The organism is Actinacidiphila sp. bgisy160 (assembly GCF_057707815.1).
The window spans coordinates 47,652-67,412 of record NZ_JBYIQW010000042.1; the positions used below are offsets into that span (position 1 = coordinate 47,652).

At 71.8% G+C, this 19,761-nt stretch carries 17 protein-coding genes and 5 pseudogenes; 7 read left to right on the forward strand and 15 right to left on the reverse strand.

Features of this window, described 5'->3' with window-relative positions:
- Positions 1-330: 330 nt before the first annotated feature.
- Positions 331-453, forward strand: a pseudogene (locus tag AC3EUJ_RS27225) (IS5/IS1182 family transposase); the annotation flags it as partial.
- 9 nt (positions 454-462) lie between these two features.
- Here AC3EUJ_RS27225 and AC3EUJ_RS27230 read toward each other — a convergent pair.
- Positions 463-1,251 (reverse strand): alpha/beta fold hydrolase, encoded by a 789-nt coding sequence (locus AC3EUJ_RS27230; protein WP_431965810.1) that lies wholly within the window; start codon positions 1,249-1,251, stop codon positions 463-465.
- Positions 1,252-1,440: 189 nt separating this feature from the next.
- On the reverse strand, positions 1,441-2,067 hold the full coding sequence (locus AC3EUJ_RS27235; RefSeq protein WP_431965812.1) for a LysE family translocator: 627 nt from the start codon (positions 2,065-2,067) through the stop codon (positions 1,441-1,443).
- Positions 2,068-2,179: 112 nt separating this feature from the next.
- On the opposite strand from AC3EUJ_RS27235, the gene AC3EUJ_RS27240 reads away from it, so the two are divergent.
- Positions 2,180-3,196, forward strand: coding sequence for a LysR family transcriptional regulator (locus tag AC3EUJ_RS27240; RefSeq protein ID WP_431965814.1), 1,017 nt, complete (start codon positions 2,180-2,182; stop codon positions 3,194-3,196).
- A 288-nt stretch (positions 3,197-3,484) separates the two neighbouring features.
- Here AC3EUJ_RS27240 and AC3EUJ_RS27245 read toward each other — a convergent pair.
- The 3 genes and pseudogenes from AC3EUJ_RS27245 to AC3EUJ_RS27255 form a co-directional block, all read right to left on the reverse strand.
- Positions 3,485-4,213 (reverse strand): annotated as a pseudogene (locus AC3EUJ_RS27245) (HAMP domain-containing sensor histidine kinase); the annotation flags it as partial.
- Between the two features lie 69 nt (positions 4,214-4,282).
- Entirely contained in the window at positions 4,283-5,500 is a 1,218-nt protein-coding gene (locus AC3EUJ_RS27250) for a cation:proton antiporter (RefSeq protein WP_431965816.1), read from the reverse strand.
- 4 nt (positions 5,501-5,504) lie between these two features.
- Positions 5,505-5,990, reverse strand: coding sequence for a cation:proton antiporter regulatory subunit (locus AC3EUJ_RS27255; RefSeq protein ID WP_488180970.1), 486 nt, complete (start codon positions 5,988-5,990; stop codon positions 5,505-5,507).
- Positions 5,991-6,309: 319 nt separating this feature from the next.
- On the opposite strand from AC3EUJ_RS27255, the gene AC3EUJ_RS27260 reads away from it, so the two are divergent.
- Complete coding sequence (locus tag AC3EUJ_RS27260) at positions 6,310-7,080, forward strand: CAP domain-containing protein (RefSeq protein WP_431965820.1); 771 nt, start codon at positions 6,310-6,312, stop codon at positions 7,078-7,080.
- 39 nt (positions 7,081-7,119) lie between these two features.
- On the opposite strand, the gene AC3EUJ_RS27265 is transcribed toward AC3EUJ_RS27260, so the two are convergent.
- Both AC3EUJ_RS27265 and AC3EUJ_RS27270 read right to left on the reverse strand, forming a co-directional pair.
- Entirely contained in the window at positions 7,120-8,481 is a 1,362-nt protein-coding gene (locus tag AC3EUJ_RS27265; RefSeq protein ID WP_431965822.1) for a sensor histidine kinase, read from the reverse strand.
- Positions 8,478-9,185, reverse strand: a complete 708-nt coding sequence (locus tag AC3EUJ_RS27270) for a response regulator transcription factor (RefSeq protein ID WP_431965824.1) — start codon at positions 9,183-9,185, stop codon at positions 8,478-8,480. The genes AC3EUJ_RS27265 and AC3EUJ_RS27270 overlap by 4 nt, the downstream gene beginning before the upstream one ends.
- Positions 9,186-9,221: 36 nt before the next feature.
- Here AC3EUJ_RS27270 and AC3EUJ_RS27275 point away from each other — a divergent pair, with 36 nt between their 5' ends.
- Positions 9,222-9,785 (forward strand): hypothetical protein, encoded by a 564-nt coding sequence (locus AC3EUJ_RS27275; RefSeq protein WP_431965826.1) that lies wholly within the window; start codon positions 9,222-9,224, stop codon positions 9,783-9,785.
- A 58-nt stretch (positions 9,786-9,843) separates the two neighbouring features.
- Here the strand turns inward: AC3EUJ_RS27275 and AC3EUJ_RS27280 are convergent, their stop codons facing one another.
- The 5 genes and pseudogenes from AC3EUJ_RS27280 to AC3EUJ_RS27300 all read right to left on the reverse strand — a co-directional run.
- Complete coding sequence (locus AC3EUJ_RS27280) at positions 9,844-10,176, reverse strand: cupin domain-containing protein (protein ID WP_431965828.1); 333 nt, start codon at positions 10,174-10,176, stop codon at positions 9,844-9,846.
- Between the two features lie 45 nt (positions 10,177-10,221).
- Positions 10,222-10,965, reverse strand: coding sequence for a respiratory nitrate reductase subunit gamma (gene narI, locus AC3EUJ_RS27285; RefSeq protein WP_431965830.1), 744 nt, complete (start codon positions 10,963-10,965; stop codon positions 10,222-10,224).
- Complete coding sequence (gene narJ / locus AC3EUJ_RS27290; RefSeq protein WP_431965832.1) at positions 10,962-11,684, reverse strand: nitrate reductase molybdenum cofactor assembly chaperone; 723 nt, start codon at positions 11,682-11,684, stop codon at positions 10,962-10,964. Before narJ ends, narI begins: the two co-directional genes overlap by 4 nt.
- Positions 11,681-13,144, reverse strand: a pseudogene (gene narH / locus AC3EUJ_RS27295) (nitrate reductase subunit beta); the annotation flags it as partial. The gene narJ and the pseudogene narH, both read right to left, overlap by 4 nt.
- 83 nt (positions 13,145-13,227) lie before the next feature.
- Positions 13,228-14,838 (reverse strand): annotated as a pseudogene (locus AC3EUJ_RS27300) (molybdopterin-dependent oxidoreductase); the annotation flags it as partial.
- 594 nt (positions 14,839-15,432) lie between these two features.
- Here AC3EUJ_RS27300 and AC3EUJ_RS27305 point away from each other — a divergent pair.
- From AC3EUJ_RS27305 to AC3EUJ_RS27315, 3 genes and pseudogenes are all read left to right on the forward strand, one after another.
- Complete coding sequence (locus tag AC3EUJ_RS27305) at positions 15,433-16,749, forward strand: PP2C family protein-serine/threonine phosphatase (protein WP_431965834.1); 1,317 nt, start codon at positions 15,433-15,435, stop codon at positions 16,747-16,749.
- A gap of 226 nt (positions 16,750-16,975) precedes the next feature.
- Positions 16,976-17,794 carry a dihydrolipoamide acetyltransferase family protein gene (locus AC3EUJ_RS27310; RefSeq protein WP_431965836.1) on the forward strand — a complete coding sequence of 273 codons (819 nt, stop codon included), beginning with the start codon at positions 16,976-16,978 and terminating at the stop codon, positions 17,792-17,794.
- A gap of 12 nt (positions 17,795-17,806) precedes the next feature.
- Positions 17,807-18,140 (forward strand): annotated as a pseudogene (locus tag AC3EUJ_RS27315) (carboxymuconolactone decarboxylase family protein).
- A 101-nt stretch (positions 18,141-18,241) separates the two neighbouring features.
- Here the strand turns inward: AC3EUJ_RS27315 and AC3EUJ_RS27320 are convergent.
- The 3 genes from AC3EUJ_RS27320 to AC3EUJ_RS27330 all read right to left on the reverse strand — a co-directional run.
- Positions 18,242-18,763, reverse strand: coding sequence for a DUF488 domain-containing protein (locus AC3EUJ_RS27320; protein WP_431965838.1), 522 nt, complete (start codon positions 18,761-18,763; stop codon positions 18,242-18,244).
- 29 nt (positions 18,764-18,792) lie between these two features.
- Positions 18,793-19,194 carry a hypothetical protein gene (locus AC3EUJ_RS27325; RefSeq protein ID WP_431965840.1) on the reverse strand — a complete coding sequence of 134 codons (402 nt, stop codon included), beginning with the start codon at positions 19,192-19,194 and terminating at the stop codon, positions 18,793-18,795.
- Between the two features lie 170 nt (positions 19,195-19,364).
- The coding region (locus AC3EUJ_RS27330; RefSeq protein ID WP_431965842.1) for a hypothetical protein at positions 19,365-19,761 on the reverse strand (397 nt) is incomplete at its 5' end.

Here is a 19,761-nt window from a genome sequence, read left to right on the forward strand (position 1 = left end):
TGGGGGCTGATGCGGGCTCCGGCCGGCCAGTCCGGGGGCCCGAGAGAATTCGGCAAGGAAGCTCAGGAGCAGGGCGGTTCGGTCTGTGTACGCGATGGCCTCGCCAGGCGGCCGGTGCGGTTTCCCGTGCAGGACGCCACGGCGGATGTCGCTCTTGCTTGTGCCATGGAGGTTCCTCGGCTCGGCCCACACAGGGCTGGCCAGACCACTCACGCAGTAGTCACCGGAGAGCCGGATGACCGGGGAAACCGCCATGTCCGGTTCGGCGGGAGGCCGCGCGGAACAGGACTCGCCCCACGGCGAGCACCTCACCGCGCGGCCGACCCAACCGCCTGGCTTCACCAGTTCAAACGACTGAGGATCCGCTACGAACGCCGCGCCGACCTTCACCAGAGCCTCTTGGAACTCGCCTGCAGCATCATCTGCCTCCGACGACTCCGCACGTCATTCTGAAACGATCAGTTAAGGCCTGTGCGCGGTGGTGAGGAAGTCCATGACGAGCGGGCTGGCGTGGGCGCGGCACTCCTCGAAGTAGGCGTGCCGGCCATCGGGGATCAGGTGCAGCCGGGCGCCGGGGATGCGGTCGGCGAGCAGGGGTGCGTTGGCGGTGGGGTTGAGCAGGTCGGCGGTTCCGTGGATGACCAGGGTGGGAGCGCTGATGTCCGGCAGGAGGTGCCAGGCGTTGTGCTGGTTGCTGGCCACGAGGTGGCGGCGCCGGGCGTGCGCGGGCATGTGAGGGTCGCCGAGCGTGTGGTGCGGGCCGGGATGGGATGCGAGCCATTGGGGGGTGTACATCAGCTCCAGCAGGGCCTGTTGCGCGGCTCCGGGCTGAGGTTGCGCCAGGGCTTTGCGGACGTCGTTGTCGCGTTCGACGCTGTGGGGGCCGCCGGGTGAGGTGCAGCCGAGGACCAAGGCGCCTACCCGGTGGGGGTGGCGGACCGCGAGCTGCTGGGCCACTCGTCCGCCCATGGACGTGCCGTAGACGTCAGCCCGGTCGATGCCGAGTTCGTCAAGGACTGAGATGACGTCACGAGCGAACAGGTCGGTGCTGTGGGGGGCGTCGGGCTTGTCGCTGTCGCCCGTGCCGCGGTAGTCGAGCGTGAGGGTGCTGCGAGCAGGATGGAAGTCGGTACGAACCGCGTCCCACCAGTGGTGGTTGCTGGCCTGACCCGCCAGCAGCACCAACGGCGCGCCCTGACCACGGAGTTGGTAGGCGATGCGGGTTCCGTCCGGTGTCACGGCGTACGTCAAAGGCTTCCTTGCTCCCGTGCTGTCGGGCGGACTGCCCGCGTTGCCCCGGGCCTGAGCTACGGCGAAGCCGGGGCGATCGTTTCGATGTGCTTCGTCGCCACCGGTCGTACCGGGCGATCTCAAAGGTCAGTATGGCCGGCGGCAGACGGCTCGGGCGGCCGGGAGCCGGAAGACGTACCGGCCCGGCCCTCAGACGCCCGCTGCCACCGCGGCGCCCAGCGCCAGCAGGACGACGCCGGTGGCCACGCTGAGTCCCCGCAGGACGGTCGGCTTCGACGCCAGGTCGCGCCCTCGGCTGACGGCCCAGGTGAGCAACATGTACCAGGAGGCGCTGACGAGCGCCCACACGACTCCCAAGGCGACGGTCGACAGGAACACCGGGCCCTTCGCGGTCACGAACTGGGGCAGCACCGAGATGGCGAACACACCCGCCTTGGGGTTGCCGAGGTTGGTGCTCAGGCCGGTGAGATATCCACTCGCGAAGCCGGTGCTGCGCTCGCCCTCGTCGGTCGGGGTGGTGGACACGGTGGTGTTGAACGTGGTCCGTAGCGTCTTCACCCCGAGGTACATCAGCACGATCCCGCCTGCGATCCGGAGCGCCGCGTACGCGGTGGGGCTGGCCAGCAGGACGGCGGAGAGACCGGCCGCGGCAGCCGTGGACCACAGCACGAAGCCGGTGGCATTGCCCGCGAGCGTGCCTTGGAGCGTACGTTGGCCGCCTTCCAGAACCTGCCGGATCATCAGGGCTGCACTCGCGCCGGGCAGCATCGCCAGCAGCAAGGTGGTGGCGATGAAAACGGGCACATGCGTGGGCATGGGAAAGGAACCCCTTCTGGGGACAGCGGCCGATGGGTGTACACCACCAGGCTTCCTGCCTCACGCTCCTAAGAGAAGTTAAAAAAGAAGGGTGCAGCGTTAGGATTAGTGAATGGTGGTGGATCCGGGACAGCTGCGACTTCTGACGTTGATCGAGCGGCACGGCTCCCTGACGGCGGCGGCTCACGCACTCCAACTCACGCCCGCCGCGGTCACCCAGCAGGTGGCGAAGGCCGAGCGCGACTGGCAGGTGCCGCTGGTCATCCGTGGTCCTCGCGGGGCAACGCTCACCGCGGCCGGTGCGCTGCTCGCCTCCCACGGTCATACTGTCGAGGAGGCATCGGACAAGGCCGAGGCGGAACTCGCCGCATTGCTCGGCCACTTGTCGCTCCGTCTAAGGATCGGGACGTTCCAGGCGGCTGCCCTGCACCTGCTGCCACCGGCCCTGACGACTCTGCGACACCGCCATCCGGGCGCCGACGTCTCCGTCGTGGACGTGGGGTCCGCACGCGGAGCGGCCGAGATCAGCGCGGGGCGCCTGGACGTGGCCATCGTCGCGTCCTGGGGCACGCCGCTCGCCCCGCCCCCACATGTACGGGCCCACCCGCTCCTGTTGGACCCGATGGTCGTGGTCCTCCCCGATGACCATCCGCTGGCCACCGGGCAGCCCGCGGACACCGAACTTCACCTGGAACAGTTGCGCGACGAATCGTGGGTCTCCATCCTGGCCGGTCATGCCGCCCGCGAACAGTTCCACGACGCCGCCCGCGAGGCCGGTTTCACTCCCACCGTGCGGTTCGAGACCGAGTCGTACGACGTCGCCCAGGCCCTCGTCGGCACGGGCATCGCGGTGGCCCTGGTCTCGCGCCTGGCCCTGACCCATGCGCCCGGCACGACCCATCGCGAACTGGCCCACCCCAGGCCCCACCGCCAGCTCTACGCCGTGACCAAGGCCGACGCCAGCCTCACACCACTCGCGGACATGCTCATCGACCTCCTGCGTGATGTCGCCCGCGACATCACCGCGACCTGGGAGGCTCCCCCGCAAGAAGGGCAACGCTCGTCGAACGCACCGCACGGAGCCCGAAAATCCCCCGGTTCCGCATCGACGTCGCCTGGCTCTGAATGAGGTTCCCCCTGTGAGCTGGACGGCCTGATCCTGGGACGGAAGGTCCCGGAGGAAGCAGGTCAAGGTAGCCCGTCGCCGGACCTGGTCGGTCGCGACTTCACCGTTGCGGAGCCGGGCGCCAAGCTGGTCTCGGACATCACCTACCTGCCCACGCCGGTCGGCTGGTGGTGACCATGAGCATGGGTGCCCACTCAAACAGGCACTCCGCCAGTATCGTTCCTCCGTTCACGGTTCGATCAGCCCGGCCCGGATCGCGTACCGGGTGAGTTCCAGACGGTCGCGCAGGCCGGCACCCGCATGGCGGGCCGCGTTGGTCAGGCCTTCCTGGGCGACCCGGTAGAGGACCAGCTCGGTCTGCTCGCCCATGGCCGGCAGGTCGGGGTCGAGGCGCAGGCCCACCCCCAGTGCCGGGGAGGTGAACTCGGCGGTCAGCGCCCGCAGTGCGCTGGGCAGGCCGAGTTCCTCCAGGACACCGGGCCGCAGGCGGCGCGCGATGTGGCGGATCTCCTCCAGGCTCCCGCGGGTGGTCTCGCGGACCTGGTGCAGCTCCTCGCGCAACGGGCCGGGCGCCAACTCGGTGACGTGCTTGAGCTGCAGCAGCACCGCGGTGAGCGTCTGCCCGACCTCGTCGTGGAGCTCCTGGGCGATGCGCTGCCGCTCGGCCTCCTGGCCGGACAATACGCGGGCGCTGCCGGCGGCCTGTTCGCTCTCCAGCCGGTCGAGCATGGTGTTGAACGTCGTGATCAGCTCGGCGACCTCGCCGTGCCCGGCGGCCGCCGTCCGGCTGCCGGGTCGCAGCAGGTCCGCCGCCATGGCACGGGTCAGCCGGCGCAGCGGGGCCAGCCCGACCCGGAGCAGCACGGCGTTGGCGACCAGCATCGCGACCAGTCCCGCCACGACCACCGCCGCCTCGGCCGGCAGGACGGGGGAGGAGACCGTGACCGGCCCCAGCAGCAGCATCGTCGCCACCACCAGCACGACGGCGTTGAGCAGGAGGATCCGCCAGAACAGCGACACGGCCCAAGGGCCTCCTCTCGGGGGAACGCGCGGGCACCGGGCTCCCGCCTCAGTGCGCGCGGCGCGGGGTCAGTCCCCGGCGACGGGGGTCGGGGTCCGCTCCGGCTCCGAGCCGGTCTCGCGCGCCGGGGCGCGGCGCCCCGCCAGCGCCCGGGCCAGCGGCTCGGTGTAGCGGGCCGTCAGCGGACCGAAGACCACCAGCAGCAGGACGTACGCCGTGGCCAGCGGGCCCAGCGCGGGCTCGATGCCGGCCGTCACCCCCAGCCCCGCGATGACGATGGAGAACTCGCCCCGCGCCACGAGCGCGCCGCCCGCCCGCCACCTGCCGCGCACCGCGACCCCGGCGCGGCGCGCCGCCCAGTACCCGGTGGCGATCTTAGTGAGCGCGGTGACGACCGCCAGCGCCAGCGCCGGCAGCAGGACCGGCGGGATGCTGGCCGGGTCGGTGTGCAGGCCGAAGAAGACGAAGAACACGGCCGCGAACAGGTCACGCAGCGGGCTCAGCAGCGAGTGGGCGCCCTCGGCGACCTCCCCGGACAGCGCGATGCCGACCAGGAACGCGCCCACCGCCGCCGACACCTGCAGCTGCTGGGCGATGCCCGCCACCAGCAGCGTCAGACCCAGCACGACGAGCAGCAGCTTCTCCGGGTCGTCACTGGAGACGAACCGGGAGATGACGCGCCCGAAGCGGACCGCGACCAGCAGCACCAGGCCCGCGGCGCCCAGCGCCACGGCCAGCGTCACACTGCCCGCCGCCCAGCCGACACCGGCCAGCAGGGCGGTGAGGATCGGCAGGTACACCGCCATCGCCAGGTCCTCCAGGACCAGGATGCTCAAGATGACCGGCGTCTCGCGGTTGCCGAGCCGCCCGAGGTCACCCAGCACCTTGGCGATGACCCCGGACGAGGAGATCCAGGTGACGCCCGCCAGCACCACCGCCGCCACCGGGCCCCAGCCCAGCAGCAGCGCCGCCACCGCGCCGGGCAGGGCGTTGAACGCGATGTCGACCAGGCCCGACGGGTACTGCGTCCGCAGGTTCCCGATCAGGTCGCTCGCGGTGTACTCCAGGCCGAGCATCAACAGCAGCAGGATGACGCCTATCTCGGCCCCGATCGCCACGAACTCCTCGCTGGTGCCCAGCGGGAGGATCCCGCCCTCGCCGAAGGCGAGGCCGGCCAGCAGGTAGAGGGGGATGGGGGAGAAGCGCAACCGGCCGGCGACCCGGCCGAGCAGGCCCAGACCGAGGATGATGGCGCCGAATTCGATGAGGAAGACCGCGGAGTGCAAGGGCTCACTCCCGCCCGAGTATCGCGGCGGCGGCCTCGACACCCTCACGGGTGCCGATCACGATCAGCGTGTCGCCGCCCGACAGGCGGAAGTCCGGTGCGGGGGAGGGGATGGCGTCCGCCCTGCGCAGCACCGCGACGATGGAGGCGCCGGTGTCCGTGCGCATCCGCGTCTCGCCGAGCAGGCGTCCGTTCCAGTGCGAGGTCGCGGACAGCTCGATCCGCTCCGCGACCAGACCGAGGTCGGTGGTGTGCAGCAGGTTCGGGCTGTGGTGCGTCGGCATCAGCGCGTCGATCAGCGACATCGCCTCGGCCCCGGTCAGCCGCAGCGACTGCGCGCACGCGTCCGGGTCGTCGACGCGGTACACGTTCACCGTCCGCGATCCGTCGCGGTGGGCGACCACCGACAGATGGCGCCGGTCCCGCGTGGTGAGGTCGTACCGGACACCGATGCCCGGCAATGGCGTCGTGCTCATCCGCGGAGCAGGCACAGCTCGATTCCCTTCACGGACGGCGCGCCGCCGCCCGGTTCCTTGTCCGTTTCGCCCCCCAGTGGATCCTCATCCTTTCATCCGGCGAACCGGGCCGATATGGGTGCTGACACCCATCGGGGCCCCTGTGACGCTCCCCACACCCGGGCGGAGAGGGCCGGTGGAACCGGTGCCCTACCTGAGCGCAGCCTTATGTGTTCTTGAAGATCCGCTCCGGACCGGCGAGTTCTCCGCCCGGGGCGCCTAGGGTCGCAGTGCCCGGCACGCCGCGTTCCGACGTGCCCGGTGGAAGTCCCGTCGTCCGGAGGTACCCCCGAGCATGAGTTCCCACAGGAAACGACACCGCGCCCGCCGGGCCCCCTCGGCGCGGTCCTGGCCGCTGGCCGCCGCGGTGGCGACGGTCGCCGCGGGCGCCCTGGTCGGGGCCGGTGCGCAGTTCGGGAACGGCGCCGGCGGCAAGGACCGGGCCTCCCTGGCGGCCGGCGACCGGGAGAGCGACGACCCTGTCGCGTCCGACGCCCGCCCGGAGACCGCGAGCCCGGCGCCGACGACCGCGAGCCCCAGCGCTTCCGCCACCCCGGAGCGGCGCAAGCCGGCCTCGCGGCAGACCCGCACACCGCGGCCCTCCGCCACGCCGGCCCGCACGGCGGCACCGTCACCGGCGAAGACGACCGTCGCGGCACAGCCCACCCGGTCCGACGGCGACGACTCGGTGGTCGAGGAGATCGTCCGGCTGGTCAACGAGGAGCGCGCCTCGGCCGGATGCCGTCCGGTGACGCTGGAGAAGCGGCTCACCGAGGCCGCGCAGGACTACACGGACGTGATGGCCCGCTCGGGTGTCCTCTCCCACACCGGGCCCGACGGGTCCACCATGGCCGGGCGCGTCGAGGCGGCCGGCTACCAGTGGTCGACCCTCGGCGAGAACATAGCTGTGGGCCAGCGGACCGCCGCCGACGTGATGGACGCCTGGATGCACAGCGAGGGGCACCGGGCGAACATCCTCAACTGCAGCTTCGAGCAGATCGGAGTCGGCGTGAACACCTCGTCCGACGGTCCCTGGTGGACCCAGGACTTCGGCACACCCCGCTGAACCGCCGACCGGTCGGCCGGCTGGAGCGGCCGGCCGGCCTCAGACCGGGTGCGGGTGACGCCTCGCGCGTCGGGCCGCCTTCCTTCCCCCCACAGGCGGCCCGCCGGCGAGCCCGAGCGTCACCCGCACCCTCGCCCCGCCCAGCGGGCCCCTGGTGATCTCCATGCCGCCTTCCGCGGCGGCCGCCGTCCGCTGCACGATGTCCAGGCCGAGGCCCGTGGAGCCGCCGACGCTCACCCCGCGGGCCCGGGCGGTGTCCGGGTCGCTGATCCCCGGCCCCGCGTCGTCCACCGTGAGCAGCACCGCCCGGGCGCCGCGCTCCACCCGCACCGCCAGCGCCGTGCCCTGCGGGGTGTGCCTGAACACGTTGCCGATCAACGCGTCGACGACCGCCGCGAGGTCGTCCTCGCCGAGCGGGACCGCGGTCGCCTCCGCCGTCGCCTCCAGACGGCACTCCCGCCCCTGCTGCGCCGCCAGGACGGACCAGAACTCGACCCGCCCGCGCACCACGGCCGACGCGTCGCACCGCTGCGCGCGGCCCTGGCGGTCGGACGGGGCCGACAGCGGTGTACGGGCCGCGTCGATGATCGAGTCCAGCTCGCTCTCCAGGTGCGCGATCGCGGCCTCCAGGTCCTCGCCCCGGTAGCCGGGGACCTGCGCGGCGATCCGCTCGGCCTCCAGCTGCAACCGGGTCAGCGGGGTCCGCAGGCGGTGCGAGAGGTCCGCGACCAGCTCCCGTTCCGTGGCGAGCAGTTCGACGACCCGGTCGGCCATCGTGTTGAACGCCGCCCCGGCCTCCTGCAGTTCGGGCGGCCCGGCGGGGGCGACGCGGATGCCCAGTTCCCCGGCGCCGAGCGAGCGCGAGGCACGGGACAGGCCCTGGGAGGCGCGCACGACGCGCGCGCCCAGCCGGTCCGCGACCAGCACCGACCCGGCCACCAGGCCCAGTGCCAGCAGCGCCATCATCGCCCAGGACGCCTTCACCCCGCGGTCCAGGTCCGCGCGGGGGACGAAGGCCTCCACCACCGCCACCCGGTCCCGGGCCAGGATCACGGGCTGGAGGTAGACCCAGCCGGCGGGGGTGTCCGAGGCCACCGTCCGGCGTCCGTCGGCCGCCCGGTCGAGGGCCTCCTGGGAGGCGCGCACCGTCCCGACCACCTGCCCGTCCGGCAGCCGTACGCTCAGGTGGTCCCCCGAGTCCAGCCCGGCCACCACCTGCTGGACGTCCGCGGGCCGCGTGGTGAGGGCCAGCACCGGCGCCAGCGCCGCGGCCCGCTGCTCGGCGACCGTGGTCGCCCGCGAACGGGCCTCGGACTGCACCAGCAGCGCCAGCGGGATCAGGAAGGACAGCGCCACCATCGACGTCACCGCCAGCGCCACCCCGGCCAGGGCGCGTCTCATCGCGGCGTCACCAGCTTGATGCCGACTCCCCGGACGGTGTGCAGGTAGCGCGGCTGCGAGGCCCGCTCGCCCAGCTTGCGGCGCAGCGCCGACAGATGGACGTCGATAGTCTGGTCCTCCACGTACGCCTGCTGCCACACGTCCGCCAGGATGCGGCTGCGCGGCACCACCCGGTCCGCGTGCTCCGCCAGATAGGCGAGCAGATCGAACTCCCGGCGCGTCAGCCGCAGTTCCCGCCCGTCGTGGTACGCCACCCGGGCGGGTGCGTCGATCACCAGACCACCCACCCGCAGCGCGCCGGCCGCGCCCTCCGGCGCCGGAACCTGTGTCTGCGCCGGCGTCATCGACGACCGGCGCAGCACCGCCGTCAGACGGGCCACCAACTGGCCCCCGGAGAACGGCTTCACGAGGTAGTCGTCGGCGCCCGCGTTCAGCAGCCGGATCACCTCGCTGTCGTCGTCGCGCGCGGTGGTGACGAGGACGGGCACCCGCGAGATGCCGCGCAGCATCCGCAGTACGTCCACCCCGTCGAGGTCCGGCAGGCCGAGGTCAAGCACCACGGCGTCCGGGGGGCGCTGCGCCGCCTGCCGCAGCGCCTCGAAACCGAGGGCCGAGCTGCGCACCATGTGGCCGTGCGCGGTCAGCACCTCGACCAGCCTCGCGCGTATCGCGGGGTCGTCCTCGACCAGGAGTACGGATGCCATGGGCAGGGACAGTAGCCGGTCGGGAAAGATGGCGGGGTGCCCCGGTACCTGCGCTACGTCGTCATATGGCTCTCCTGCACCGCGGTCAGCGTGACCGCGGTCATGCTCACCGTGGGCTTCGTCGTGGGCTCCACACGCCCGACGCCGCCCGTGGCGCGGGACATCCCCGAGAGCGCGCTCGCCGGCAGCAGCCCGTCCGCCGCGCCGCCCTCCCCGTCGCGCTCCGCGCCGGCGTCCTTCGCCGCCAAGCGCACCCCCAGCCCCACCGTGCGCCGGCCGACCCCGACCCCGGTCCGGCCGGCCACCACCGCGCCCCCCGCCCCGCGCGCCCCCCGCCCGTCCGCCACGCCCGCCGACTGCGGGACCGGCGGCGCCGGGGTGCACACCCTGCAGTCCCAGGGCGGCCAGGCCTCCGTGCGCTTCGGTGAGGACGCCGTGTGCCTCGTGTCCGCCGTGCCCGCCAGCGGGTTCACCGTCTCCACCAGGCGGGACGGGGCGCAGCAGCTGACGGTGACCTTCTCCGGGGACCGGCACCGCTCCGAGATCGTCGCCACCACCACCCCGCAGAGCAAGGCGACCATACGCGAGGTGTCCTGGTGACCTGGCGCGGTCGGCGACCGGGATACCGGGTGCCATGCGTGTCGCCGTGACGCCGAGGTCAGGCGGACTTCGCTACGGTCAGCAGTGCGGCTGCGTCTTCGATGGCCTGAAGGTCGTGGCGGGCGGGCGGTACCAGGAGCAGGTCGCCGGTCATGGCCTCCCACACATCGTCGCCGCTGCGCAGCCGTACCCGGCCCCGCAGCACCAGGACGGTGGCCTCGCCGGGGCTTTCGTGTTCGGCCAGGATGGTGCCGGCGGTCAGGGCGATGAGTGTCTGGCGCAGGGTGTGTTCGTGGCCGCCGTAGAGGGTCTCGGCGCTGCGGCCCGTGGACGAAGCCGCGGCCCGCTCCAGGTGCTCGCGGGCCTTCGCTTCCAGGGAGAGCTTCTGCATGGCGCGGTTGCCGTTTCTGTGTCGGAGAGCTTGCGTGGACTCGGCTCAGTAGCGGACGCCGATACGGCGCCAGCGGCGCCCGCTCGTGCCGGGCTCGGTGGGGTGGGCGGCGGTGCGAGAGCGGTAGAGAACGAACGGCCGCCACAAGTACCACAGCGGGACGCTCCAGGCGTGCACCAGCCGGGTGAAGGGCCACACGGCGAGGATGGCCCAGGCGGAGGTGGCATGGACCTGGTAGATCAGCGGGGCGTGGGAGATCGCGGCCACATCCGGGTTGCCTGCGAACAGGCCACGGAACCACAACGCCACGCTCTGACGGTAGTCGTAGCCGGCACCGAGGAGGTCGATGCCCATGGTGGGGATGATGCCGAGCACGATGACGACGGCGAGCAGGATGAGGGCCACCCAGTCGACGGGGCTGGTGGTGGCACGGACCTTGGGCACGGTCGTGCGGCGGAAGGCGAGGATCACCACGCCGAAGAGGACGGCGAGCGCGGCGACGGTGCCGCCGATGGAGGAGAACCAGCGGTAGGTGTCCTCGGGGATACCGAGCCACTGGGTGAACGACTCGGGGACGAGGATGCCCATGACGTGGCCGGCGATGGCCGCGAAGGTGCCGTAGTGGAAGAGTGGTCCACCCCATTTCAGCAGGCGGCGCTCCTGCAACTGGGTGGAGCGGCTGGTCCAGCCGAACTGGTCGTAGCGCCAGCGCCAGACATGGCCGACGACGAGGGTGACCAGGGCGAGGTAGGGCAGGATGACCCACCACCACAGGTCCCGGGAACTCATCGGCCCTCCTTCGCGCTCAGGAACGCTCTGTGCGTCGGGTATGCGGACGGTGTCGGGTGTCCGGGCGGGGCGATCGGGTCCAGTCCGGTCCGCTCCGGCGGGCCGAAGGGCTCCAGGCCGACATGTTCGCCCGGTGGTCCCTCGGCGGCCAGCCGTCGCCAGGCGTCGCGCTCGTGGCGGGCCGGTTCGGGCAGCCTGCCGCAGAGGGTGTCCAGGACATCGGCGTAGGGGGCGGAGTGCTCGTGGAGCGCCTGCCGGAGGAGTTCGAGTCCGGCCCGGCACTGCAGCAGGATGCGATGGCCGGGTTCGGGGGCGAGGGCGGCGAACTCCAGGATCAGCGGCAGGAAGTCCGGCAGCTCCGTCTCGGGTGGTTCGTGGCCGGCCTGGCGGTAGGTGTGTTTGAGGGCGAGCAGGGCCATGCCGCGGGCACGGGTGTCGCCGTGCCGGTAGTAGGTCAGGTGCAGACTGCGGCGGCGGGTGTGGTCGAAGGTGTCCACGTACCGTTGGGCGGCTTCGGTGAGGGGCAGGCGCCGCAGGTGGTCGCAGGCGTTGGCCAGCCGGGTACGGTCGGCCGGGGCGGCGACGGCGGGGAGCGCGGCGACGACGTCACCGAGGCAGGCGGGCATCGCCTCGTCCGGGTAGCGCAGCAGGACCGAGGCGATGCGGTGCACCAGGGGTGTGTCGGCTGACGGGTGGCGGGTGCGGCGGCGGGCGATCATCGGCCGCTCCCGTCGCCGAAGAGGCCGGGGGCCCGGCCGGTGCCGTTCCAGCCGAGGAGGTTGAAGCGGACCTTTCCGTCGCTGTCGCGGAACTGGCTGCCGCCGCCTGACGGGTTCAGGCCGGGCAGGGGCGGCGGTGCGGGGGTGAGCCGGTCTTCGTCGTGGGCGGCGAGGTTGGACACGCCGCCGGGGTAGTCGAGGGAGCAGTGCTGGGCCATGAGGGCGCCGGAGCCCTCGGCGTGCACCCGGGGGATGACGTAGCGGTCGTCGTACTTGGCGATGGCCAGCAGCCGGTACAGGTCCTCGATGTCCTGGGCGCCTGCGCCGACCTGGCCGAGCAGATCCTGGTCGGGCGGGTCGCCGAGCTGCTGCGCGCGCATGTGGACGCGCATCGCGGTCAGTTTGCGCAGCACCCCGTCCACCACGGTGGTGTCGCCGGCGGTGAAGAGGTTGGCCAGGTACTCCATGGGGATGCGCAGGGCATCGATGGCGGCGAACACACGGTCGGGGTCGTCGTCGTGGTAGCCGGTGGCGTGCACGGCGTCCGTGACCGGGGACAGCGGCGGGACGTACCAGACCATGGGCATGGTGCGGTACTCCGGGTGCAGCGGCAGCGCCACCCGGTGCTTCTTGATCAGCGCGTACACCGGGGAGCGGCGGGCGGCCTGGATCCAGTCGTGGGCGATGCCCTCACGCTCTGCCGCCGCCCGCACCTCGGGGTCCTCGGGGTCGAGGAAGACCGACAGCTGTGCCTCGTACAGGTCCTTGTCGTCCTTGACGGAGGCGGCCTGGAGGACGGCGTCGGCGTCGTACAGCATCACGCCGAGATGACGCAGCCGGCCCACGCAGGTCTCGGAGCAGATGGTGGGCTGCCCGGCCTCGAGGCGCGGGTAGCAGAAGGTGCGCTTCTCGGCCTTGCCGGTGCGGTGGTTGAAGTACACCTTCTTGTACGGGCAGCCGGAGACGCAGAACCGCCAGCCGCGGCAGCGGTCCTGGTCGACCAGGACGATGCCGTCCTCCTCGCGCTTGTACATCGCCCCCGACGGGCAGGAGGCGACGCAGGAAGGGTTGAGGCAGTGCTCGCAGATCCGCGGGAGATAGAACATGAACGCGTGCTCGAACTCCATTCGGACCCGCTCCGCCATTCCCTTCAGGTTCGGGTCGGCGGTGGCGTACTCGGCGGCTCCGGCGAGGTCGTCGTCCCAGTTCGGGCCGTGCACGGGGCGCATGTCGCGGCCGGTGAGCTGGGACTTGGGGCGGGCGCTGGGGAAGCTGTCGGACAGCGGGGCGGTGGTCAGGCTCTGGTAGTCGTAGGTCCACGGTTCGTAGAAGTCGTCGAGCGAGGGGAGCTCGGGGTTGTAGAAGATGGTGGCCAGTTTGCGCAGTCGGCCGCCGGCCTTGAGTTTCAGCCTGCCCCGGCGGTTCAGGGTCCAGCCGCCCCTCCACTTCTCCTGGTCCTCAGAGGTCGTTAAGTCCGTTTCTGGTAGCGGCCTCGTCCGGGCTGGGTGAGGAAGCCTTGGCGGGTGAGGCGTCCGAGACGGCAGTCGGAGTGGAAGCAGTGGTTGGTGCCCGCCCCCATCGCGATCATCGAACGGCCCCCCGTCCGCTCCGCGTTGCGGGCGAACTCCCGCGCCACCCGGGCGGCCGCCTTCGCCGGCACGGAGGTGATCGCTTCCTGCCAGGCCGGCGTGCAGGGCGCGTCGGCATCGTCGTACCCCGTCGGCCACTCGCCCGGCAGGCCCTCGCGGGCCACGCCGTACTGGGCGAGCACCAGGTCGAAGACGGTGGTCACCAGGTGGCCGCCGACCCGCACCGCTGGCACACCGCGCCGCAGCACCCCGCCGGACTCGCCGGGCCCGGCGTCGAAGCGCGGCAGGTCGACGGCCGGCGTCTCGCCGTCCGGTCGCCCGTGCAAGGACAGCAGCGGATCCGCGCCTTCCAGGTTCAGGTTCCACCGAGGGCCACCGTCCGGGGACGTCCAGCGGAAACCCAGCGACCCGTTCGGCACCACCGGCTGCCCCGTACGGGCGTCCAGCAGCACCGTCTTGAACTCGGCCGCCTCCTCCTCACCGTTCCGGCCGGGCAGGTCGGCGGCGGAGAGGAACTTCTCCGGCACGTACCCGCCGCCTTCGCGCTCACGCAGCCGCACCAGGAACGGCAGGTCGGTGTACGTCCTGGCGTACTCGGTGAAGTACGGCACCTGCCGGTCGCGGTAGAACTCGGTCAGGATCACGTGCCCCATGGCCATCGCCAGCGCGCCGTCCGTGCCCGGGGCCGCCGCCAGCCAGTCGTCGGCGAACTTGGTGTGGTCCCCGTAGTCCGGGGAGACCACCACGACCTTCTGCCCCTTGTAACGGGCCTCGGTCATGAAGTGCGCGTCCGGGGTGCGCGTGATCGGCAGATTGGTGCCCCACACGATCAGGTAGCCGGCGTTCCACCAGTCGCCGGACTCGGGCACGTCCGTCTGGTCGCCGAACACCTGCGGTGAGGCCATCGGCAGGTCGGCGTACCAGTCGTAGAAGGAGGAGATCGTGCCGCCGATCATCGACAGGTACCGGGTGCCGGCCGCGTAGGACGCCATCGACATCGCCGGGATCGGGGAGAACCCCACGATCCGGTCCGGACCGTACCGCTTGACGGTGTGGACCTGTGCCGCCGCCACCAGTTCGGTGACCTCGCGCCAGTCGCAGCGCACGAACCCGCCCTTGCCCCGGGCTCGCTTGTAGGCGGCGCACCGCCGCGGGTCCGAGGTCAGCCACCGCCACGCCTCCACCGGGTCCGCGTGCCGGGCCTTCGCCTGCCGCCACAACCGGAGCAGCGGGCCGCGCACGTACGGGTAGCGGATGCGTGTGGGTGAGTAGGTGTACCAGGAGAACGAGGCGCCGCGCGGGCAGCCGCGCGGTTCGTACTCCGGGGAGTCCGGGCCGACCGAGGGGTAGTCGGTCGCTTGTGTCTCCCAGGTGATCAGTCCGTCCTTGACGAACACCCGCCAGGAGCACGATCCGGTGCAGTTCACCCCGTGGGTGGAGCGCACCTCCCGGTCGCGGCGCCACCGTTCCCGGTAGAACTCCTCCGCCGCCCGGCCGCCCTCGCGGTACAGCATCCGCCGGTCGGGTGACTGGGCGCCGGGGAAGAAGTACTGCGCTGTACGCATCAGCCGCTCCGTCGCGGCATGGGCCCGGTCGGTGCTCACACCATTCGCCTCCTCAGCTGCTGCAGCTGCCTACACGTTTGCGGCCCGATGCCTCGCGCGACCGGCCCTGAGGGCGGTGGCCACCATGCTCTGCCAGCGTGCGTGCCGAACAGAGCAGACACTCCGTCAGCCCGCATACAGGGCAGACCAAAATCTCGAGGGCGGATATACGACGGAAGCATCCCGGCGAAGACCACTGCCCACACCGCCGGCGCCGGTCGCGGTCATCTCAACCGGTCCCAGCCTGTCGCCTCGCCCGGTTCCCCGGTCGCCACCCCGTACATGCCGATGGGGAAGACCATGCTCCACAGACTCGTCCCATACCGCAGTGGCAGGCGCGGATGGCCCCGCCACGCGCACTGCCCCGTCGTCATCGTGCCCTGACCTTGCTCGACGTATGGTCGGCGCGACAGGGGGAAAGGCGGACACAGCGGCCTTCTGAGACGGGGCAAGGGGCACACACTGCGGCCTGCTTCCGACCAGGTGAGCGCGTAGTGTGACAAGGCAGGGCGACAGGCTGACGGCGCCCGGCGCCCGGCGCCGGAAGGACGCACCATGACGCACAATCCGTGGCAGCGGTGGAGGCGGGGACAGGCCGGGGGCGGGGTGGCCGCGCGACCGCCGCAGCGTGCTCTGGACCGGCACCGGCTGCGGCACCTGCTGGACGCGGTCGGGGCGGTCAGCACCGACATGGACACGCGCACCGTGCTGCGCCGCATCGTGGAAGCGGCCACAGATCTCGTCGCCGCGCGCTACGGGGCGCTGGGCGTGCTCAACGAGAGCGGCAAGGTCATCGACCTGATCACCGTAGGCATCGATGATCCGCGACTGTGCGCCGCCATGGGCCTGCCGCAGGGCCATGGCCTGCTGCACACCATGGTGGACGACCGGGAGCCGTTGCGGGTGGCCGATGTGGCCGCCCACCCTCGTGCGGCCGGCTTTCCGCCCGGGCATCCGGTCATGCGCACGCTGCTGGGCGTACCGCTCATGATGCGCGGCACGACCTACGGCGACCTCTACGTCGCCGACAAGATGGACGGTACGCCTTTCGATGACGACGACGAGGGTCTGCTGACTGCCCTGGCCAGTGCCGCGGGCGTCAGCCTCGAAAACGCCCGCCTGTACGAGCAGCTCAGGCGCGCTGCCGAGCACTTCCAGCGCCGCATGCTGCCCCTGATTCCCGACCTTGCGCCGCTCGAGGCCGCCGCCCGCTACGAGCCCGCCTCCGAGCTGCTCAGGCTGGGCGGGGACTGGTACGACGCCATGGTCCTGCCGGACGGCGCCACCTGTGTCGTGGTGGGCGACGTGACCGGCCACGACGTGGAGGCCGCCCCGCTGATGGGACAGATCCGCAACATGCTGCGGGCGCTCGCCTTCGACCGGGGCGAGCCGCCCGGCCTGGTCGTGTCCCGACTGGACCACGCCCTGACGATGTTCGACGAGCCGCCGACGGCCACTTTGGTGTTCGGCCGCATCGAGCCCGGCCGCGGCGAGGCCGGACAGTACACGTTCACCTGGAGCAACGCGGGGCATCTGCCGCCGCTGCTGGTGAGCGCGGACGGCAGCACCCACTACCTGGCACCCGCCCGTCACGGAATCCCGGTGGGCATCGAGGCATCCGTCCCCAGGTTCAGCCACGAACACCCTCTTCCGCCCGGCAGCACCCTGCTGCTGTTCACCGACGGGCTGGTCGAGCGCCGCGACCAGGACATCGACACGGGACTGGACGACCTGGCCGAGCAGGCCGCCCGCCTGGCCACGGCCCCGCTGGAGGAGCTGTGCGACACCCTGATCAGCCGGAGCCGTCAGGTGTTCGACGACGACGTCGCCCTGCTCGCCGTGCGCACCCCCTCAGGCGGCCCGGCAGGGTGAGACACGCACCCTGCCTCCCGGCGTGCCGGGCATCGTGGGCGGTCGCCTGACGGGGTGGCCGTCAGGAAGGGCAGACCGTGCGATTTCACCGCGAGGTCCCTACGTCGTAGGACGGGGCCGGCGATAGCGGGTACCCGCACGCAGATGGCGTAGGCCCGCCTGCCGGGGCACTCGCGGGTGATACGACGGGCACAGGGCACCAGCGAGCACCGGAGGGACATCGGGGATGCCGAAGGTCGCCATCGACGGGCTCGGCCGCATCGGCGGTGCCGCGCTGGAGATCCCGCACAACGTGGACGGCGTGGAAGCCGCACCCGGGCCGAGACAACCCGCTGTAGCGCCTCCCACGACCATCGAGGACAGCCAGGCGGTCCCGCTGAGCATGGTGCGCCGCCTGACCGCCCAGCGCCTGACCCAAAGCGCCCAGCAGGCCCCGCAGTTCCACCTCACCGCCACTATCGACGCACAGCCGCTACTCGCTTTCCGCGCCGACCTCAACGCGACGCTCGGCGAGCAGGGACTTCGCGTGAGCGTGAACGACCTGATCGTCAAGGCGTGCGCCACCGCACTGCGCAGACACCCGGAGATGAACGCCTCCTGGGACGAGACCCGCATCCTGCGCCACCGGCGGATCCACATGGGGATCGCCGTCGCCCTCGACGACGGGCTGACCGTCCCCGTCATCCACGACGCCGACCGCAAGACCCTCACCGAGATCTCCGGCGAGGCCCGCACGCTCGCCGGCAAGGCCCGCGCCGGAAACCTCACCCTCGACGACCTCCAGGGCGGCACCTTCACCATCAGCAACCTCGGCTCCTACGGCATCGACCACTTCACCGCCGTCGTCAACCCCCCACAGGCCGCCATCCTGGCGGTCGGCGCCGCCCACCCCGAACCCGTCGTCCGCGAGGGCGAACTCGCCGCCGGCACGGTGATGGCCCTGACCCTGTCCATCGACCACCGCGCCCTCGACGGGGCCACCGGCGCCGTCTTCCTCACCGACCTCAGGACACTGCTCGAACAACCGATGCGCATCGTCGTGTAACGGGAGGCACTCATGACCCACTCCGTCTACCATCCGGCCACACCGCAGGCCGGCGCCCGCCGCGCCCAACTGGCCCCGGCCGTCAACGAGGCGTTCGAGAACCTCACCCGGGCTGTGTTCGCCGAGGGAGCGCTGCCGGAGAAGACCAAGCAGTTGATCGCCGTGGCCGTCGCCCACGCAGCGCCCGTACTGCATTCAGGGGCACACCCGACTCGCGCAGCGCAAGGCCAACAGCCCGGAAGAGATCATGGAGGCCATCTGGGTCGCTGCCGAGATGCGCGCCGGGGGCGCCTACGCCCACTCCACGTTCGCCCTGCACGCGATGGGAGAGACCGCACCTCACTGATGACGCACAAGTGCGCGGACGCGGAACCGGGCACGCCCGGTTCATGACGGGTCATGTCATCCTGTCCGGACGCCCGGCAGGGGCTTGGGCACGGGTGGCGGTCACACGCGGTCGTAGACGAGCAGCCCGTCCGCGCGTAGCCGGGCTCCCGCTGTCGGACGGTGCTCGGTGAGCCGGCCGTCGTGGGCCAGGTGCAGTGCTCGGGCGTGGCGCGCCAGGACGGCGAAGTCGGCGATGATCCGCCGGTGGCAGCGCCACCACAGGGACTCACCGCACATCACGGCGGTGCGGACGTCGGCCGCCTGCCGCAGCAGATCGTCCATGGCCGCCAGGAAGTCCGGGGTGCGGGTGTGACCCGCGTAGCCGCGGAAGGAGGCGTTCTCCCAGAAGACATCGGGGGAATCCGGGGCCACTTTCCTGAAGCCTCCCAGGCGCTGCTCCCACCGGTAGTCGATCCCCTCCTCCGGCAGCCACCGCCGGAGTGCTTCCCGGCCCACGTCGGGGTTGTGCCGGCTGCCGGGCGCCGTCCGTACGTCGACAACGGCCCGTACGCCGGCGCCGTGCAGCAGGGCGGCCAACTGCTCGTGTCCCGCGGTGCCGTGCCCGAACGTCAGCAGCGTCACCGGGGCCGTCCCTGACGGTGTGCGGCGCGTCACGCGTGTGGGGCGTGTTTGGTCGCCGCTGAGGCGGTGAGGGTGAACTCCCGGCGGCTGTGTTCGACGGCCTTCAGCGAGACGATCCCGCGCGGGAACATCAGGGCAGGGGTCCAGTCCGCGACCACCCTCGGGTGGCGGTTGACCGCGGGCGGCGCCCAGGGAAGGACCTGCAGCAGCGGCACCACCACATGGCGCGGACCGACGCTGCCCGCGGCCACCTCTGCCGGCAGCGGCTGGTAGGTCACGCAGAAGTCGGCGTCGACGACGGTGACCGTCGCCTGCCGGTGGCGCAGGAGACGCCGAGGTCGCGGCGCGACGTGCAGGCCGCCATGCCCGCCACCGACGACCGGAATCCGCGGCTGCGACGCCATGGGCTCGGCTGGACCTGCGGTTGCCATGTCGGCGCCTCCACGTCGATCGGTCAGCCTCATCACGGACCGGTCGACTGCTGCCGCAATGCGGCGGTGGCGGATCCCGTAACGGCTGGGCGATCTGGTTCGGCAGGACGCCCGCAGCGGCATCAGGCCAGGGATGAGCCGCGGTGGGTGTTCATCGGCTTTGTTCGCCGTCACGAGCGCCGAGCGGTGTGGTGGTCGCTGCTGCCGGCGGCCTTCTCGGAGACGGCGGTGTGGACATCGTGGATGAGGTTCTGTTGCGCCTCGACGAGGCCGCACAGGGTTGGTTCGCCGCTGTCGGGGCCGGGTCGGCTGCCGCAGATGGTCAGGTTTCCGAAGATGTACTCCTGCGGGCCTCCCAGAGCGGCCACGAATGAGGTGGCGACATGGTTCGGCGGATAGGTGCAGGTCAGGCGGGAGACGTCGCTGACGTGGCCGTGCAGGCCGTTACCGCCCCCAGAGGCGCGCCGAATGGTGAACGCTGACGACGTCCCATGCTGTGGGTCGGCGTCCTTGAGCATCTGGTCTGGGACGCCGTCGCGGAACTCCAGCCGGCCGTCGGGATGGATG

Bases quoted from the DNA above. Each gene is read 5' to 3' on its own strand.
- AC3EUJ_RS27235 (WP_431965812.1), bottom strand. From the start codon at position 2,067: ATGCCCACGCATGTGCCCGTTTTCATCGCCACCACCTTGCTGCTGGCG.
- AC3EUJ_RS27305 (WP_431965834.1), top strand. From the start codon at position 15,433: ATGACGCACAATCCGTGGCAGCGGTGGAGGCGGGGACAGGCCGGGGGC.
- narJ (WP_431965832.1), bottom strand. From the start codon at position 11,684: ATGATCGCCCGCCGCCGCACCCGCCACCCGTCAGCCGACACACCCCTG.
- AC3EUJ_RS27280 (WP_431965828.1), bottom strand. From the start codon at position 10,176: ATGCAGAAGCTCTCCCTGGAAGCGAAGGCCCGCGAGCACCTGGAGCGG.
- AC3EUJ_RS27325 (WP_431965840.1), bottom strand. From the start codon at position 19,194: ATGGCAACCGCAGGTCCAGCCGAGCCCATGGCGTCGCAGCCGCGGATT.
- AC3EUJ_RS27270 (WP_431965824.1), bottom strand. From the start codon at position 9,185: ATGGCATCCGTACTCCTGGTCGAGGACGACCCCGCGATACGCGCGAGG.
- AC3EUJ_RS27310 (WP_431965836.1), top strand. From the start codon at position 16,976: ATGCCGAAGGTCGCCATCGACGGGCTCGGCCGCATCGGCGGTGCCGCG.
- AC3EUJ_RS27265 (WP_431965822.1), bottom strand. From the start codon at position 8,481: ATGAGACGCGCCCTGGCCGGGGTGGCGCTGGCGGTGACGTCGATGGTG.
- AC3EUJ_RS27240 (WP_431965814.1), top strand. From the start codon at position 2,180: ATGGTGGTGGATCCGGGACAGCTGCGACTTCTGACGTTGATCGAGCGG.
- narI (WP_431965830.1), bottom strand. From the start codon at position 10,965: ATGAGTTCCCGGGACCTGTGGTGGTGGGTCATCCTGCCCTACCTCGCC.
- AC3EUJ_RS27260 (WP_431965820.1), top strand. From the start codon at position 6,310: ATGAGTTCCCACAGGAAACGACACCGCGCCCGCCGGGCCCCCTCGGCG.